The organism is Streptomyces sp. DSM 110735, assembly GCF_016482685.1.
Taxonomy (GTDB): domain Bacteria; phylum Actinomycetota; class Actinomycetes; order Streptomycetales; family Streptomycetaceae; genus Streptomyces.
Genome location: NZ_JACYHF010000006.1, coordinates 263,119 through 281,009, shown reverse-complemented (window position 1 = coordinate 281,009; position 17,891 = coordinate 263,119). Strand labels below are relative to the sequence as shown.

7 protein-coding genes are annotated in these 17,891 nt (G+C 73.4%); 4 read left to right on the top strand and 3 right to left on the bottom strand.

Annotation, left to right across the window (positions count from 1 at the left end; all coding sequences use genetic code 11):
- The first annotated feature begins 130 nt into the window (after positions 1 to 130).
- Positions 131 to 1,450 (top strand): radical SAM protein, encoded by a 1,320-nt coding sequence (locus IF655_RS12860; RefSeq protein WP_199584716.1) that lies wholly within the window; start codon positions 131 to 133, stop codon positions 1,448 to 1,450.
- Between the two features lie 236 nt (positions 1,451 to 1,686).
- On the top strand, positions 1,687 to 3,171 hold the full coding sequence (locus IF655_RS12855; protein WP_199584710.1) for a cellulose-binding domain-containing protein: 1,485 nt from the start codon (positions 1,687 to 1,689) through the stop codon (positions 3,169 to 3,171).
- Positions 3,172 to 3,178: 7 nt separating this feature from the next.
- Here the strand turns inward: IF655_RS12855 and IF655_RS12850 are convergent, their stop codons facing one another.
- The 3 genes from IF655_RS12850 to IF655_RS12840 all read right to left on the bottom strand — a co-directional run bounded on the left by IF655_RS12850 (position 3,179) and on the right by IF655_RS12840 (position 14,883).
- Positions 3,179 to 5,959: a hypothetical protein gene (locus IF655_RS12850; RefSeq protein ID WP_199584709.1), complete on the bottom strand. Its 2,781-nt coding sequence runs from the start codon at positions 5,957 to 5,959 to the stop codon at positions 3,179 to 3,181.
- Positions 5,956 to 14,139: a hypothetical protein gene (locus IF655_RS12845; RefSeq protein WP_199584708.1), complete on the bottom strand. Its 8,184-nt coding sequence runs from the start codon at positions 14,137 to 14,139 to the stop codon at positions 5,956 to 5,958. The genes IF655_RS12850 and IF655_RS12845 overlap by 4 nt, the downstream gene beginning before the upstream one ends.
- A 234-nt stretch (positions 14,140 to 14,373) precedes the next feature.
- Complete coding sequence (locus IF655_RS12840) at positions 14,374 to 14,883, bottom strand: hypothetical protein (RefSeq protein ID WP_199584705.1); 510 nt, start codon at positions 14,881 to 14,883, stop codon at positions 14,374 to 14,376.
- A gap of 372 nt (positions 14,884 to 15,255) precedes the next feature.
- Between IF655_RS12840 and rsgA the strand changes: the two genes are divergently transcribed.
- Both rsgA and IF655_RS12830 read left to right on the top strand, forming a co-directional pair.
- Positions 15,256 to 16,362: a ribosome small subunit-dependent GTPase A gene (rsgA, locus tag IF655_RS12835; protein WP_199584703.1), complete on the top strand. Its 1,107-nt coding sequence runs from the start codon at positions 15,256 to 15,258 to the stop codon at positions 16,360 to 16,362.
- A 139-nt stretch (positions 16,363 to 16,501) separates the two neighbouring features.
- Entirely contained in the window at positions 16,502 to 17,875 is a 1,374-nt protein-coding gene (locus IF655_RS12830) for a bifunctional transcriptional activator/DNA repair enzyme AdaA (protein WP_206775798.1), read from the top strand.
- Positions 17,876 to 17,891: the final 16 nt, after the last annotated feature.

Sequence of the window (17,891 nt, the reverse complement as noted above, 5' to 3'; positions counted from 1 at the left end):
GGACGGCGCACCGCACGTCAGGGGCTCCTTACCGGCGCGGACACCACGCGCCGGGGCGCCCCCGGGACGCCTGCACCGGGAACGGGGGCATACGGTGAGGGGTGAACGCGTGAGCCGGGAGGAGACAGGGATGGGCAGCCGTACCGCGCTGGTCGAGGATCTGATGGAGCGGTTCCCGCATGTGCCGCGGGAAGCCGTCTTCAAGGAGGACCTGCTCCGGGGCGGAGTCGCCTTCGACGCCTCGGCCCTCAGCGACAACGAGGACGGCGAGGTCAAGCCGAAGTCGTACTTCATCTTCTCCTTCGACCACGGCACCCTCCCCGAGCTGGGCGAAGCCGCCCTGCGCAGGCCCCCGGAGGAGATCATCCTCACCGGTGGCCCCTACGACCTGCGCCGAACGGTCGTCTCCGTACGGGTGAACCCCGCCTCCCCCTACCGGGTCGCCGCCGACGAGCACGGCCAGCTCGGTCTGTACCTGGACGGCAAGCGGATCTCCGACGTCGGTGTGCCGCCGATGCCGGAGTACTACCGGCACAAGCTCTCCAACGGGAAGTCCGTCATGGAGGTCGCCCCCACCATCCAGTGGGGCTACCTGATCTACCTGACCGCGTTCCGCGTCTGCCAGTACTTCGGCGCCAAGGAGGAGTGCCAGTACTGCGACATCAACCACAACTGGCGCCAGCACAAGGCGGCGGGCCGGCCGTACACGGGCGTGAAGGACGTCGACGAGGTCCTCGAGGCGCTGGAGATCATCGACAAGTACGACACCGCCAAGATCTCCACCGCGTACACCCTCACCGGCGGCGCGATCACGACGAAGGTCCAGGGGCTGGACGAAGCCGACTTCTACGGGCGGTACGCCAAGGCCATCGAGGAGCACTTCCCCGGCCGCTGGATCGGCAAGGTCGTCGCCCAGGCGCTGCCCAAGCCGGACGTGCAGCGCTTCAAGGACTACGGCGTCCAGATCTACCACCCCAACTTCGAGGTGTGGGACGAGTATCTGTTCAAGATGTACTGCCCCGGCAAGGAGCGGTACGTCGGCCGCGACGAGTGGCACAAGCGCATCCTGGACTCCACCGACGTGTTCGGCGCGCGCAATGTGATCCCCAACTTCGTGGCGGGCGTGGAGATGGCCGAGCCCTTCGGCTTCAAGACGGTCGACGAGGCCATCGCCTCCACCACCGAAGGCCTGCGCTTCTTCATGTCGCAGGGCATCACGCCCCGCTTCACCACCTGGTGCCCCGAGCCCACCACCCCGCTCGGCAAGGCGAACCCGCAGGGCGCGCCGCTGGAGTACCACATCCGGCTGCTCGAGGCGTACCGCAACACCATGGACGACTTCGGTCTCTCCTCCCCGCCCGGCTACGGCCCGCCCGGACCGGGCAACGCGGTGTTCTCCGTCAGCTCCTTCATGGACAGCCTGCCCGCCGAGACGCCGGTGGAGGTCTGACGGCAGGACCGGACGGACAGATGAGGGGCGCCCGTGTTGAACACGTGGGCGCCCCTTGCCGTATCCCCCTCAGGAGTGGCGCGCGCGGTCACACCGAGCAACCGGAGGCTCACCGGATTCGCACGGTCCGCTTGTCAGCCGCCGTAGTGGCGTGAAAAGCTCCTGCCGCCGCGGGGTATCGCCAACTCCATCGCCTCTGTGGTGAGTTGACCTCGTTCGTGGACGCGGGAGTTCGATTGTCCGACCTGCCGACCCCTCAGGACGCCGACGAGACCGCGCTGTTCTCCGAATGCTGGGACGCGGTCCTGTCGTACGCGGACCTGTGCACCGCCGGCTCCATGACGGCACGCCGACTGGCCGACGAAGCCTTCACGCTGGGTGTACGCCGACTGCGCGCCGAGGGAACAGCCGTACGCGGACCGGGCCGACGCCCCGCCCGGCTGCCCGTCGTCCCCGAACTCCTCACCGCCGTACGCGAGACGGCCGCCGTGTGGGAGAGCGAGGGGCAGGGACAGGGGCTGGACCCCGACCTCAGGCTGTGGCTCAACTCCGAGGCAGCCGCGCGGTATTCAGGACCGCCGCTCACCCGCCCCGTCGCGCTGCGAGGACTGCGGGACATGCCCGAGGCGGACGCCTCGCTGCTCTGGCTCGCCGAAGTGGAGGCGCTCCCGCTCAGCGTCGTCGCCCGCCGCCTCGGACTCGACCCGCAGACCGTCGGCACCGAACTCGACCAGGTACGCGTGCTGTTCCGCGAGCGCTGTCACCGCGCCCACCGGGACACCCCGCTGGACGCCGAGTGCCGCAGCTACGCCCGGCTGCTCGACGCCGTCACCCGCTCGCCCGGCGCCGAGGAACCCGAGGACCTCTCCCGCCACCTCGCCACCTGCGTGCCCTGCGCCGAAGCCGCCGCCTGTCTGCGCCTGACCGGCGGAGCCCTGCCCGCGGCGCTGGCCACAGGCGTCGTCGGCTGGGGCGGGCTCGCCTATCTGGAACGCCGCCGCCGCGCCGCCGAGGTCCGCCTCGGCGCGGGCGCACCGGGGCGCACCGGACCCGGCGACCTGGACCGGGACGCGTCCCGCGGTCGCGTGGTGCGCGGCGGGCTGCTCGCCGCCGCCGGGCTGATCTCCGTCGTCGCGCTCGGCGCCTCGCTGATGCCGTTCGGCGGTTCGGACGGCGACGAGACCGCCGCCGCCCACGACGACCAGCGCCCGGTCGCCGTCCCCAGCGCCACCCGCCCCAGCCACGCCCCCTCCCGCTCGGCCGCCCCCGCCACCACCCGCACGGTTCCCGTCTCTCCGGGCCCGAGCACCCCGAAGACCCGCACCCGGCACGCCACCCCGAGCCCGAAGCACCGGGGCAGCGCCTCCGCCGCCGCGCCCGCCCCCACCGCCACGGTCACGCACGCCCCCACCTGCCAGGTCGCCTACCACCTGGACGACCAGTGGAGCGACGGCTTCCAGGCGACCCTCACCGTCACCACCGACGACGCCCTCGACGACTGGCGACTCGCCTGGACCTTCGACGACGGCCAGCGCATCGGCCAGACCTGGGACGCCACCCCGCACCAGTCCGGCTCCCAGGTCACCGCCTCCGCCAAGAGCTACAACAAGTCCGTCGCGGCACACGGGTCCTTCGCGTTCGGCTTCGTCGGCACGCACGACGGGGCGAACGACGACCCGCGCGCCTTCACGCTCAACGGAGAGTCCTGCGCCGTGAAATGACGAAACGTCAGGTCGCGTTCGCCGCCGCCTGCATCCGGGACGCGAAGTCCCGCACACTCCAGCCCGGCCGGGTGCTCCCCGGCCGCAGCGCCGCCGTGATCAACCCGATCAGCGGGCGGGGCACGTCGTGCGCGGCGAGGACCGCGCCCACCTCGTCGGCGGCGCGGTGGTACGGCGGGTCCTGACCGGTGAGCAGCCAGTGGGCGACCCCGGCGAGCGAGTACAGATCGCATGCCCGGGCCTTGAGTTCGTCGCCGTCGCGGATCTCGGGTGCCACGTACGGCGACGGGAAGCGCGTGAAGAGCCGGGAGACCGCCGCCGTGGACACCTGTGGGACCCGCATCCACTCGAGCATCGACACCTTGTAGTACGGCTCGTTCGGCGGCGCCCCGGGGGGCGGCGGGCACCGGTAGGCGGAGTCGGGGGAGAGGTCCCGCAACACGACGCCGCCCGCGTGGAGTTCGGACACGGCAGCCGCGAGCCCGGTGACGACCTCGGCGGCCCGAGCGGCGGGCAGGGGTGCGGGCAGGTGCCGTACCGGGTCGTCGTGCTCCCAGACGTAGGCGATGAGCAGGTGGGGTTCGACCTCGGGGGTGTCGCGGGGCAGCTCCACGGGGCGGAAGACGCGGCGGGCGAGTTCGGGGCGGGCGGCGAGCTTGCGGGCCACGCTGCTGACCCGCAGGCTCAGCTCGTTGCGCAGTCGCTTCGCCTCGGCGCCCGGCAGGGTGGTCATGTTCTCGCCGATGACCTTGAGGTAGTGGGGCAGCCCATTGGCTTCCGCGCGGTACGCCTGCCAGTTGTCGCCGAGGGCGTGCGGTGCCTCCAGACGGAAACCGGCGAGCACCGGAGGGAGGGCGATCTCGCCGACCAACCGCCGCAGACAGTCCTCGAATCGGGCTGGGCGGTTGCCGCCGGGCGCGATCTCCCGTACCCGGCGCAGGAGTTCGGCGGGCTCCTGGGAGACGAGCGTCTTCGCGTCCTGCGAACCGGGGTTGGCGAGGGCGGGCACCCGGGGGACGGCCAGCAGACAGGCGGTACCGCCGGGCCAGTTGATCTGCCGCTTCAGCGCCGGGGCGAGTTCGCGCAGCAGGGGCAGCGGGGAGTGACTGGTGTAGGCGCGCACTCCCGGGCCCGGCGGCCAGGTGTCCGCCGCCGGGTCCAGTCCCTCGGGCAACCGCCAGTTCTTGCATTCGACCGCGATCAGCACGTCACCGCGCAGGACCACGCAGTCCACGTCGGTCGCCCGCCCGCGCCGGTCCGCCCGTGCCGCGACGATCACCGCGTCGTCCGGGTCGAGCCCCTGCGCCAGCGTGTGGGCGACCTTGCGCTCCTGCTCGGTCTGGTACGGGCCGAGTTGGTACAGCCGCGCCCCACGCGCCCGTGCCGGAGCGGGAGTCGGGCGCCGCGGTGCCGTCGGCTGCTCCGGACGCGCGGAAGCGGGCGCCGAAGTGCCGGACGAAGTGACTGAGTTGCCGTCCAGGAGCGTCAGCAGTGCGGCGGCGCGGGGGCGTTCCCCCTGGCCACGCAGGGCGTTCTCCAGCGCGCGGCGCCATACGACGGGCACGTCCGCCGGGAGCCGGTCGAGGTCGGCGGCGGGATGGTCTCCGGCACCTGGTCCGAGCAGCAGCCCCACGGTGACGGTCGCCCAGGACCACACGTCCGCCGCCTGGGGCACCGCGCGGGTCGAACCGTCACGGATCTCGGGCGCGATGTGCACGTCCCGTACGGCCGAGCGCAGCAGGTCCGTGCCGCCGCGTCGGCTGTCGATGCGGGCGTAGACGGCGCCGATCAGGGTGACGGTGCGGCCGTCCTCGTTCGGGAAGACGAGCTCGGGGCGGATCGCCTGGTGCACGATGCGCAGGGAGTGCCGGTCGGCGATGGTCCGCAGCAGGGCGAGGGAGTGCTCCAGCGCCTCGGCCGTGGTGAGACCGGCGCGCAGTCGGGCGCCGAGGTCGGGACCAGGGGGCAGCGGCAGGGGTACGACGAGACGCGAGCCGTTCTCCACCGTGAACGGCGCGAGCACCGGACCGAGGGCAGCCCGATGCGCGACGGCGAGGTCGCGGTCCGCCCGGTTGCGGGCTTCCGCGTCGTTCGGCCCGATGACCAGCGCCACCCGGTGCTCCTGCTCGGCCTGGTCGACATGGACGCCCTCGTGCACCACCCAGGTGTCCTGGTAGGTGAGCACACGCCCCCGGCGGTAGCCGTTCTCGGGCCAGGAGCCGGGGCGGCGCGCCTGGAGACGGCGGCGCAGCTCCTCCGGGCGTACCGCCGGCCGCCGCCCCGCCGGAAGCGCGGCCAGCCAGGCGTCCAGCCCGCTCAGCGGGACCAGCGGATGTCCGGCCTCCCGCTCCACCCCGCTGACGTCGACCTCGTCGTAGTGGACGACGACACCCTGGGTGGCGATGCGCAGCCGCGAGTGGAGGACGGACGACTTGTGCCGGATGCGGGCGATCGGATTGGGCACGACGGTGCGCACGGCGCCGTGCTCGTGGTGCCAGTGGTACGCCGCGTGGTGGCCCAGCACCCTGCCCTCCTCGGCGGGCAGCAACTGCACGACGACGGCGACGGTCGGCAGCAGCACGATGGCGTCGTGCTCCGTGCCGTAGGAGTACGACGACCCCTGCCCCACGGGGGAGTGGTGCGGCAGCACGATCCGGCCGGGGGTGCCGGACAGGGCGGCGGCGAGCCGTGCGGGCCAGCCGGAGCCCGCCGGTCCCGGCGTCGGCGCCGGACCGGGTTTCGGCACGGGACGGGGACCGGGGGCGGGGCTGGAGGCGGGCGCGGTCATGGGCGGGGAAGCTCCCTCAGGGCGGCGGACAGTTCCTCGGCGTTCTGGAAACGGCGGGCGGGCCGGGACAGCAGCGCCTTGTCCAGGACGCTCTTGAGCTGCAGGGACGTCGCGTCCTCGATGGCGTCGAAGTGGACGTCGAGGAGCTGCGGGTCCGTCTCCCCGGACGCCAGATCGGCGAGCGGCTTGCGGTCGGGATGGACCAGGTGGAACAGGGTCGCGGCCAGGGAGTACGCGTCGTCCTGGGGAAGAACCCCTGGGCCGTCGTGCTCGTCCTTGTTGAAGACCCCTTCCTCGGAGGCGTACTTGGCGTCGAAGGCGTGGCCGCGCAGGATCGGACTGCACACCCCCGCGAGGTTGCCGCCGCCCCAGTCCAGGACCGTCACCCGGCCGTCCGGCGCCAGGACGAGGTTCTCGGGCTTGATGTCGCCATGGGTCAGGTCGCTCTCCCGGTAGACGCGCATGACGACGTCGGCCGCCTCGACGATCCAGTCCACCGACTCCCGCCAGTGATGGGGAATGCGGTCCTCCTCCCGCATGACCTCGGCCAGGGTCCGGCCCTCGGTCCACTCGAAGACGAACCAGCGGTCATCGATCACGGACTGCTCGGGCAGCAGGAGGGGCACCCCGCTGACCGCGCTGCGCTTCAGGGCGTCGAACCGGGAGGTCAGCGCGGCGAGGCAGGAGTCGTCGCCTTCGGGGTTGAGGAGTTTCGCGACCGCCTTGCGGCCGTTGAGCGTGACCGACCGGACCATGGGGTGTCGTTCGTCCAGCCTCTGCACACCCAGCCCGACGCCCACCTCGAACCCCGCGCCGCGCAGCGCCGCCGCCGGATCGTCCGTGGCCAGGGTGTCACCGGGGACCACCGGCGTCTCGGCAGCCGGGGCCACCACGGGGACGGGATGGGCTGCCTCGCGCGCCTGCTCCTTGAGCCGCTGCTTGACGTGCCGCTGCTTCAGCCAGGTGTGGATCAGGCGGTTCGACCAGATGTAGTCGTCGTGGCCGTACTTCCGGATGAGCCCCAGTTCCTTGATCCGGTCGAGACCGCGGTCGACCTCCGGCTCGGTCGCCATGTCGACCGCGTCGCCGTCGATGGTGAGCAGGTCGTCCTCGTCGGGGGCGGTCTCGTTCTCCAGCAGATAGGCGATCGCGTCGGCCACCCCGGGCTCCCGCTCCATGTCCGAGAACGGCTTGACGACCTCGGGGCGTTCCATGAGCGCCTGCGCGGCCGACTCGACGTCGTCCGGGGTGATGATGGACGCCTTGCGGCGGGCCAGCAGCTTCGCCAACTCCTCGCCCATGCAGTGCACGTGGTACGGATAGCCGCCGGTGTAGTCCACCACCCGTTCCACCACGTCCTGTTGGCGGATGACCTCCTCGTTGAAGCCCAACTGGAAGATCTCCCGCGCCTGTTCCGGCTCCATGAAGCCGACCGGGAACTCGCGGATCTCGTCGGTGAGGTTGCTGCCGTGCGGCACGAGCCGTGCCTTGAGGCTCTCGAAGCTGCACGAGCCCAGGGTCAGCAGCAACAGCGGTGTGTCCGGGTCGCTCGCCATCGCCCGCAACTGGTCGCCGAGATGGGCGATCGGCAGCCCCGACTCGCCGACCCGGTCCAGCAGGGTCTGGAACTCGTCGATCATCAGCAGCAGCCGCCAGCCCTTCAGACCGGTGAGCCGCATACCGGTCAGCCACTCGCTGAACTCGTCGCCCTCCGTGGGGAGTTCGTCGTCCTCCCAGGTCACCCCGGCGGGCCATGCCTTGAGCGCGCTCTTGCGGATCTGGCGGGCCAGCCACGTCCACAGGGGCATCCGGTGCAGATGGCTCCACATCTCGCCGTTGACCTCCACGGCGAGCACCCCGGGCAGCGGCCAGTCGGCCGGGTCCGGGGGGAGCGGGTTGCCCGACAGCGAGCGGGCCAGGGTGGTCTTGCCGACCTGCCGGGGCCCGTGCAGGAAGCGGACCGGGGCCACCTGCCGGTCGCGGTACTGGTGGCGCAGCAGGGTGAGTTCCGCCTTGCGGGGCACCCGGATGCGCGGGTCGGCGGGGCTGCCCGCGGCGAAGGCGTGCGCCGCCAGCTCCTCGCGCCAGGGTCTGCGCTCCACCGGGAAGGGCCACTTGAGGGTCTCCGAGGCGTCCGGACGGTAGATCCAGCAGTCCAGCTCCACCCGGTCGGCGCCGTACAGCTCGTCGTCCACCCGGAAGACGACCTGCTGGCGCCGCCCCCGGTCCAGTTGCACCTCCACGTACGGCGAGCCGTTGTAGCCGATCTGGACGCGCCCCTCGCCCTCCTGCGGCACCACGGTGAGGCGGACGTGCAGCGGTCCGTCGTCGTGGCACCACAGCTCCGACTCGATCACCTGGAGGGCGCCCTCGACCCGCGGCGGCAGCAGCCGGCGCCCCGACTCCTCCCAGAGCCGGTAGGTGACCACGCTCACCTGTTTCGCCGCCTCCCGCAGCGCCCGGTCGCCGACCCTGCTGCTCAGCTCCCTCGCCTGCCGTCGCAGCACCATCAGATGGGCGCGCCCGTCCTCGGTGTCGATGTCCTGGGCGAGCTGGAGGTACCAGACGTTCACCAGCTCGTCGACGACCACCTCGTCCTGGCTGCCCGCCGCCAGGGAGCGCACCGACTCCACGACCCGCTCCAGCCGGTACGACGCCTCCGGGCGCCCGCCGACGACATCGGCAGCCCGGAAGGAGACGAGGTCCGCCTCCAGGTCGAGCAGCAGACTCTCCTGCGCCACCTCGTCACCGCGCAGGATCTCCAGCTCCCGCGTCCGCATGGGGAGTCCGAGTTCCTGCTTGGTGGCCAGCGCCTCCCGGTGCCGGTCGGGGTCGCCGCTGGAGCGGGCCGCCTGGATCCAGTCCTCGACGGCGTGCGCCAGCCGGGGACGCCCCGGGGTCACCGCCAGCTCGCGGACGACCTCGCCGTACTCCTGCGCCGCCTCCGCGCTCTCCCCGTCCTGCCACAGCATCCGCGCCCACAGCCAGCGGGTGTCCGCGGAGACACCGCGCCGCTGCTCAAGCAGCGCGCGCATCACCTGGAGCCTGCGGTGCGAGGGCTCCTCCCTGGCCAGCTCCACCGAGCGGGCGTCCGCGAGCCGCTTGAGCTGGCCCGCGCCGAGCAGACCCCGGACCCACAGGAGATGGTCGGGGCGGCGGTCGGCCAGGGCCACCGTCACGATCTCGTTGACGTGCGGCATCGGCGCGAGCAGCGAGCGGTACGCCTCCTCCACCAGCGCGTCGTCCCCGGCGTCCTGCCCGAGCAGCAGGGCCACGGCGGCGAACATCCGGGCCAGACCCGTGGGGCGGTCGACCGCGACGGACAGCAGGGTGCGGGCGGCGGCGTGCGGGTCGCCCAGGCGGTGCAGTTCGAGCCCCGCCTGCGCGAGCGGCAGCTCGGTCCTGCCGAGACCGAGATCCTCCGCGCGCATCCGGGCGATCTCCTCCACCGCCGCGCGGGGGCCGCCGAGCGCGTGGGCCAGCGCGGCGCGGGGGCGGATGAAGGAGGTGCTGAACGCGAACCCGTCGACCAGCGTGCGGGCGAGCGTCAGTTCCTCGGTGTGCACCAGGGCCAGCATGAGATCGGCGGCGATGACCTCGTTGCGCGGGTGGGCGTCGTAGGCGGTGCGCCAGGCGTCGGCGGCCTCGGTCCAGCGCTCCTCCTGAGCCGCGGCGAGACCCGTGGTGAAGGCGGTCGCCGCCGCCGGGCTCACCCGCTTCAGCAGGTCAGGACCGAGCGGGCGGGGCGCGGGTCGCACGAACCGCTCGGCCTCCCCGGCCAGCCCCTCGATGAGACGGCCGCACCCGGCGCGCATCAGCAGGGTCTGCTGGGCGAAGCCGCCGGAGCCCGGCTCGTGCCCGCGCAGGGCGCCCGCCAGAGAGGTGCTCTGCACGCGGTTCTCCCACTCCTCGGGCTTGGCCCTGAGCGGGAGCGGGGGCGCCGGTTCGTGCGGGTGGACGGGGAGCACCTCACGGGCGGGACGCGGTGCCGGGACCGAAGCCGAGCCGTCCGGTGCCGTATTGGTGTGCGCGGGTGCGAGGTCGTCCTCGTCGGACTGCTCAGGCGTCGCCGCCGGTCCGGGCACGGAGAACGCGTTGTTCGGGGTGAGCAGCCTGCGCGGCGACGGCCTGCCCACCTGGCGGAAGATCTCGTCCACGCCGGTCCGTGCCTCGGCGCTGAGCGCCGTCCAACTGCTGATCCGCGCCTCGATCTCCAGCGTGTCCGCCGCCTGCTCCAGCAGCCCCAACTGGGCATACGCGGCAGCGATGTTCCACGCCGCCGCCGAGCCCGTCCAGAAGCGGTCCGCGTACCGCCGGAACAGCCCCAGCGCCTCCTCCGCGCGCCCCGCCGTCACCAGGGCGCCCAACGTGTGCGGATACGCCAGCACATGCCCGGCCTCCAGCGCCGCGCACCAGGCGTCGGCGGCGGCTCCCGGACCCCGCTCCTGCTCAAGGTCCTGAGCCTCGTGCAGCGGTGCGGGTCCCTCCTCGGGGCGCGGCGGCAGCACCAGGTGGGAGTGGTGGGGCGGCAGTCGTACGGTCCGGTCCGGGTCGGCGGACAGCGGCTGCGGGGGCAACGGCGGGGAGGTGGCGGCCATCACCTTGTCGGCTTCCTCCGACTCCCCGTGGCTGCGCAGGAGTACGACCATCCGGTGCCAGATCCTCGGCCGCTGGGCGGGGCGGCACTGGTCGGCGAACTCGGTCAACAGGCGGATGGCTTCCTGGTGTTCGCCGGAGTCGTCCAGCGCCGAGGCGAGGCGTTCCACCAGCTTGGTGTCGCCGCCGCCCACCACCTGCTCCACGAGCCCGGCCGGTGCCTGCCGGTCCGGCTGCTCGGCGACCCGGTCGATCAGCAGGTCCAGCAGGGTCAACCGGGCCCAGGGCGCGGTGCGTTCGAGCTGACGGGCGACCGCGAGGACGGGCGAGGGACCGCGCTCGTCCAGCAGTTGCCGCGCCGGGTCCAGAAGAGCCGCCTTGTCCTGACGCCCACTCAACGCCTGCTGCACGATGTGCTGTTCGGGCGCCTGGACGGTGCGGGAACCACTGGACACCTGCGGCCCTGCCGTCGTCGGCGGCACACCGATCCGCCGGTCCAGTTGCTCGATCCACTCGGCCGGACCGCCCAGCGAGACGACCTGGCGCCGCATGTCCTGGGCGACCGTCGGCCGCCCGGCCGCGACCGCCACCAGACCCGCCTCGTAACACAGCCGCCAGTCGTCCTCCCCGAACGCGCGCCGCCGCGAGACGAGCGTGAGGGCGTCGTCCAGTCGGCGCCCCTCGCGCCAGATCTTCATCAGCAGCAGCCGCCCCGGAGTACGCGGCGCGGCTTCCACCAGCGAGCGCAGCAGCCACTCCGCGTCACGGCGGCGCCCGATCGTGTAGAGCCGCTTGGCCAGCGACTCGAAGTGCTGCACGGTGGCGTTGCCGATCCGGGTGGGCGGGTTCGGCGCGACGACGGTGCTGTACGGCGACGGCGGCACCGCTCTGCCCGCGGCGGCGAGACGCTCGGCGAGGAGCGGCCACACCCCCGACGGCGGCTGGTCCCCGCTGTCCAGCGCCAGCTCCAGCGTGCGGGCCGCGCCCTCGGCATCTCCCGTCAACTCCTGTGCGCAGGCCCGGTTCCACAGCAGCCAGCCCGTCGCGTCGGCGGGCAGCAGGCTGTCCGCCCAGTCGGCGGCGAGCCCGGCGTCCCCGGCCCGGCACGCCCAGCCGACCGCACACGCGGCGGCTGCCCGCGCGGCGTCGCCCTGCGCCTCCGCCGCCCAGTCGGCGAAGCCCTGCGCCACCTCCAGCGGGTTCTCCACCCGGGTCAGCGCCGCCAGCAGCCCGGACGGCAGGCTGTCCGCGTCCAGTGCCAGCAGATCCTCGTGCAGCAGCACGGGCGGGAGGTTCCCCTCGTCCCCGTCCCCGGTGGCGGGCGGGCGGTGCGAGGGGGTGCCCTGCGGCTGCGGGTACGGCTGCGTCCTCGGATACGGCTGGGTCTGCGCGGGCACCTGCGGTACGCCGACCACGGGACGCGCCAGCGCGATCCGCCGCTCCAACTGCAGCAGATGCTGCGTCGGCGCCCCGGCCGCCGCGAGGGAGTCCCGCAACTCGCCCGCCCGGCCGAGGTTCCCGCTCTCCGCGGCCACCAGGGCGAGGTCGAAACCGAGCATCCAGTCGGCGGCGCCCCGCTCGGTCATCCGGGCCACGAACTGCTCGGCGTCGGACAGCCGGTGCTCCTCCCGGTAGATCTTCATCAGCAGGGAGCGGCCGGGCGCCAGCGCGGACACCTCGGTCAGCGCCTCAAGGAGCAGCTCGGCATCGGCCGTACGCCCGCCGAGGCGCAGCCGCTTGGCCGTCGCCTCGAACCGCTGCATCACAAACGTGTCGGTACGGCCGTCGGGCACCGGACCGTGCCGCAGCGGCTGCCGGAACGGGCAGGGGCGCCCCGCCACCCGGAACAGCTCCCGCACCGGCGGCACGACGAGCTGCGGCGGGCTGTCACCCAGCCGGGCGACAGCCTCGAAAGCGGTGACGGCGCCGTCCAGGTCACCGAGCGCGGCGCGGGCACAGCCCTCGTTCCAGTACCGGGTCGCCGAGCGGCTGGCGCGCTCCGCGAGCCGCGCGTGCCGCTCCAGCGCCCGCTCCGGGTCGCCGCCGAACACCGACCAGCCGATGGCGCACACGGCGGCGGCCCGCTGCGCGGGACCCGAACCCCGCGCCGCCATCTCCTCGAACACGGCGGCTGCCGGGCCCGCGTCCGGCACCGCCCGCAGCGCGCGGGGCAGCAGCGGATGCCAGGGCTCCTCCAGCAGCTCCGCCAGCAGCAGGATGGGCGGCACGACCACGGGCTCGCCGCTCGGCACGACGGCGGTCCCGCGCGCACCGGGACGGCTCTCCTCGGCGGGGGACAGCCCCTGCGCCAAGTCCTCCGCCGCCGCGAGGAGTTGCTCGGCAGCCTCCTCGTCCTCGGTGCGCTCGACCACGTCCACCATGCCCGCGAGGCGGGTCAGCGCGGGGTCCTCGGCGCCGGTGCCCTCCGGGTCCTCACCGGTGCGGCTCTCCGCGATCCTCTCGCGCAGGGCACGGGTCCGCTCCAGGCGTCTGCCCCGCGCGACCAGCGGCTGCGCCAGCTCCAGCAGGGAGTCGACCTGACGGGTCCAGCCGCCCGCGACCTCCGCGCGGACCTCGTCGAGGAACTCGACCAGCTCGGGACTCTCCGAGACGTGCCGGGCGACACCGTCGAGCCTGCTGCGCACCGACGCCAGATACGACTGCGCCTGCGCCACCACCCCGCCCTTGCGCCCCGTCTCCCCGAGCGCCAGCGCGGGACGCAGCGCGTCCTGCGCCTCCAGCAGCGACAGCCGCTCCTCCAGCCGCTCCAGCACGGGAGCCGGGCTGAACACCTCCGCCTCAGGACCGGTCAGATCCAGCAGGACCAGCGGCAGCAGAGCGGCGGCGGCCGGGGACAGCCGGGCCACGTCGTCCTTCGACACCTGCAGCGGCACCCGCGGCGGCGCGTCCCGCACGATGCCGTCGAGTGCCTGCACCTCCCGCATCCGGTCGGCGATCCGCGCCGCCGTCTCCACCGTCTGCTGATAGCGGACGCCGCTCATCGACAGCGGCTTGAGCAGCGCGCCGTTGACCGACTTGACCGCGTCCGCCGGGGACTTGGCCAGCAGCAGGCACGCGTCGGGGCCGTCCTCGGTGAACGTCTGCAGCGGGCGCAGGAACAGGTCCTTGCCCATCACGTGGTTCGCGGCGGCCGCCGCCCGCGTCTCCGTCTCCAGCCTGCGCCGCGCCTCGTGCAGCAGTCCCTCCTGCGCCGCGTGCAGCGCGGGGCGGCCACCGGCGGACGCGAGAGCCTGGAGCGAGGACTTCAGCGCGGGCGGCAGGGTCTCGTCCCCGTGGAAGACCCCGGTGGCGAACCTGCCCGTCCACGCGAAGTGCCAGAAGTCCAGCAGCGCGCCCACGCCTTCGGGGTCGTCTCCGGCGAACGCCCGCGCCAGCACCTCCACCTGGCGTACGGCCACCGACTTGTCCGGGGCGATGGCGTGCGCGTGGAACAGCGCCTCCCGCGCGACCACGACCGCCACGGGTGCTGCTGCCGTCGCGGTGTCCCGCTCCGGCGGGCTGTCCGTCCCCAGCGAACCGGCATAGCACTCCACGCCCGTTGCCCAGTCGACAGCCTCGCTCACCCGGCACCCCCGCACCAGCCATGAGTTATCCGACGGTTCGTCAAACACCTTTGCGAAACGGCCGAAACGGTACGCGCCTCACCCGGAGCATCCCAGGCTATCAGCAGGTACCGCCCTTATCTCCTGGCGTGACGGGGGGCGTTGGACGGGGGCGCGGGGTGGGGTACGACGACGCGAAAACACCGCTCCTCAGCCTGCCGTCACCTGCCTGAGACGCAGAGAGCCGCGGCGGTCTCACGCACACGCATCGGTGCGCCTCACAGCCTTCGTGTACGCGGTGGCCAGCTTCTTCATGGCGGCGGGGTCACCGAGGTCCGCGTCCCGCACCCGGAGCGACGTGTACAGCGTGTGCCCGGCATGCCCGGGGCTGGAGCACCCCTTCACGCCCACCACCGCCCCCGTGCCGCTGTAGAAGAAGGCGCTGTCGGAGGAGACATGGCTCTCCTTGCCCAACTGGGGATTGGCGCCCGCGACGGTGGCGGCGGACACGTCGTCCGCCCACCACTCCAGGTTCGCCATGAACGCCCACTTCCCGGCGACGTCCAGCCGGCACATCCTCCTGCTCGGCACCGGCCGCTCCTCGTGGACCTTCAACCCCTTGCCGCCGGGCAGGAACGGAGCGACCAGCCCGGACCCCACCGAGACACCGCACAGCGCGTCGGGCACGGCGTACTCCCGCTTCTCACCGGACTCCCCGCATCCGGCGAGCATGCCGAACGCCGCGACCAGGACGGCGGCTTGCACGCGTCGTCGAATCGGTCGTTCCCGCTCGCCCCGAGCCACCGCCAGGAACCTCCCCCGTGTAAACGTTCTGGTGTTCGACCAAGCTGGCAAGCGCGAATGGTGCGGTCGGCGGACCGGGAAGTAATTCAGTGGTGCCGCACGCCGCGTGCTCCTAGGCTGACGTCGCATCCCGCGGTGGCCCTCGGTCGCCGCCATTGACCGTGTTCGAGGAATGAGAGGTGAGCCCGATGACCGTCTTCGTGACGAGCGCTGCCCGCGCTCAGCAGACCGTACGTGCCACCTCCGTGGTCTCCGGCTGAACTCTCCCTGATTCAGGGTCACTTCCGCGCACAGGCGCGCTGTCGGCCGGGGGCGCCCCTTGAAGGGTTTCCCTTGAACTTCCTCGATGGTTCCTCCGTTTCCTCCTCGCGTACGCTCGACCCGTACGGCTGGGACGCCGACTGGCAGGGCGAGTTCGCGCCGTATGCCGAGCGCGGGCTGCTGCCCGGGCGGGTCGTGCGGGTCGACCGGGGGCAGTGCGACGTCGTCACCCCCGTCGGCACCGTCCGCGCCGACACCGCGTTCGTCACGCCCAACGACCCGATGCGGATCGTGTGCACCGGCGACTGGGCGGCCGTGGACCCCGGCGGTACGCCCCGGTACGTACGGGCGCTGCTGCCCCGCCGTACCGCCTTCGTCCGCTCCACCTCCTCCAAGCGGTCCGACGGGCAGATCCTCGCCGCCAACGTGGACCACGCGGTCATCGCCCTGTCCCTCGCCGTCGAACTCGACCTCGGGCGCGTCGAGCGCTTCCTCGCCCTCGCCTGGGAGTCCGGGGCGCAGCCCGTGGTCGTCCTCACCAAGGCGGACCTCGTGGCGGACCCGGTGACGCTCGCGCACCTCGTCCAGGACGTCGAGACGACCGCGCCCGGCGTGCCCGTGCTCACGGTCAGCGCGCTGTACGACGAGGGGCTCGACGTGCTGCGCGCCCTCGTCGGCTCCGGTACCGCCGTCCTCCTCGGCCAGTCCGGCGCGGGCAAGTCCACGCTGGCCAACGCCCTGGTCGGGGAGGAGGTGATGGACGTACGGGCGGCGCGTGACGTGGACGGCAAGGGGCGGCACACCACGACCACCCGCAACCTGCTGCCGATGCCCGGCGGCGGTGTCCTCATCGACACGCCGGGGCTGCGCGGGGTCGGTCTCTTCGACGCGGGCAGCGGGGTGGGACAGGTCTTCTCCGACGTCGAGGAACTGGCCCGCGACTGCCGCTTCCCCGACTGCGCCCACGACACCGAACCGCACTGCGCGGTGCGCTCCGCCGTGGACAGCGGCGAACTGCCCCACCGCAGGCTCGACAGCTACCGCAAGCTGATGCGCGAGAACCAGCGGATCGTCGCCAAGACCGACGCGCGGCTCCGCGCGGAGATCAAGCGGGACTGGAAGCGGAAGGGCGCGGAGGGGCGGGCGGCGGCGCAGGCGAAGCGGGGGCGGTGGTCGTAGGCGGGGGCGCCCCTTGAGGAAGCACCCCTCCCTCCCCTCAAGGGGCGCCAGCCAGCCCCAGGTCCGATCAAGGGACCCCAACCCCATGTCCGATTCCCGCTGGCCGCACCCCCTCCCCCCGCCCCACACTGGACACGTGATGGACGAGGACAGCAGGTACGAGGCGGTGCGGGGACGGGACGGGCGGTTCGACGGGGTGTTCTTCTTCGCCGTGCGGACCACCGGGATCTACTGCCGCCCGAGCTGCCCCGCGGTGACCCCGAAACGGGAGAACGTGCGGTTCTTCGCCACGGCCGCCGCCGCGCAGGGCTCCGGTTTCCGGGCGTGCCGCCGCTGCCGTCCCGACGCCGTACCCGGATCGGCGGAGTGGGACGCGCGGGCGGACGTCGCCGGGCGGGCCATGCGGCTGATCGCGGACGGCGTCGTGGACCGCGAGGGCGTCACCGGACTCGCGTCCCGGCTCGGCTACAGCACCCGCCAGGTGCAGCGGCAGCTCACCGCCGAACTCGGCGCCGGACCCGTGGCCCTCGCCCGCGCCCAGCGGGCGCACACCGCGCGGGTCCTGCTCCAGACCACCGCCCTGCCGGTCACCGAGATCGCCTTCGCCGCCGGTTTCAGCAGCGTGCGCCAGTTCAACGACACGGTCCGCGAGGTCTACGCCCGCACCCCGACCGAGGTACGCGGCGCCGCTCCCGCCCGCCGCGCCGCCCCCGGCACCGGCATCCCGCTGCGCCTCGCCCACCGGGGCCCGTACCAGTACGGTCCCGTCTTCGACCAGCTCGCCCGCGAGGCCGTACCCGGCGTCGAGGAGGTCGCGGGCACGCCGGGCGACCGGGTGTACCGGCGCACCCTGCGGCTGCCGTACGGCACCGGTGTCGCCGCCGTGCGCGAGCGCGGACGCAGGCACGCGGCGGGCGGCGGCACGCACCCCGGCGGCTGGCTCGACGCGCGCGTGCACCTCACCGACCCCCGCGACCTGACCACCGCCGTGCACCGGCTGCGCCGCCTCTTCGACCTCGACGCCGACCCGTACGCCGTCGACGAACGCCTCGCCGCCGACCCCCGCCTCGCCCCGCTGGTCGCCGCCCGCCCCGGTCTGCGCGCCCCCGGTACGGTCGACCCGCTGGAGGCAGCCGCCCGCGCCCTCGCCGGGTCACCGGAGGCGGTGGGGCGCCTGGTACGCCGTCACGGCAAGACACTGGACGCCCCCAGCGGCGCCCTGACCCATCTGTTCCCCGACCCCGCCGCCCTCGCGGACCTCCCCGGTCCCCTCGGCGCCCTCGCCTCCGCCCTGGCCGACGGCACGCTCCGCCTCGACCCCGGCGCCGACCGCGCCCACGCCGAGCGGATGCTGCTCACCCTGCCCGGACTGACCCCGACCGCCCTCACCACCCTGCGCGCCCGCGCCCTCGGCGACCCCGACGTGGCGCCGCCCGGCATCGAGGCTCCGGCTGCCTGGCGACCATGGCGGACGTACGCGGTCCGGCATCTGCGGGTGGCGGGGGAGGTCTGAGTACGGGCGCCCTCAT

Coding starts and splice junctions, on each gene's coding strand:
- IF655_RS12860 (WP_199584716.1), top strand. CDS start 131: ATGGGCAGCCGTACCGCGCTGGTCGAGGATCTGATGGAGCGGTTCCCG.
- IF655_RS12850 (WP_199584709.1), bottom strand. CDS start 5,959: ATGACCGCGCCCGCCTCCAGCCCCGCCCCCGGTCCCCGTCCCGTGCCG.
- IF655_RS12830 (WP_206775798.1), top strand. CDS start 16,502: ATGGACGAGGACAGCAGGTACGAGGCGGTGCGGGGACGGGACGGGCGG.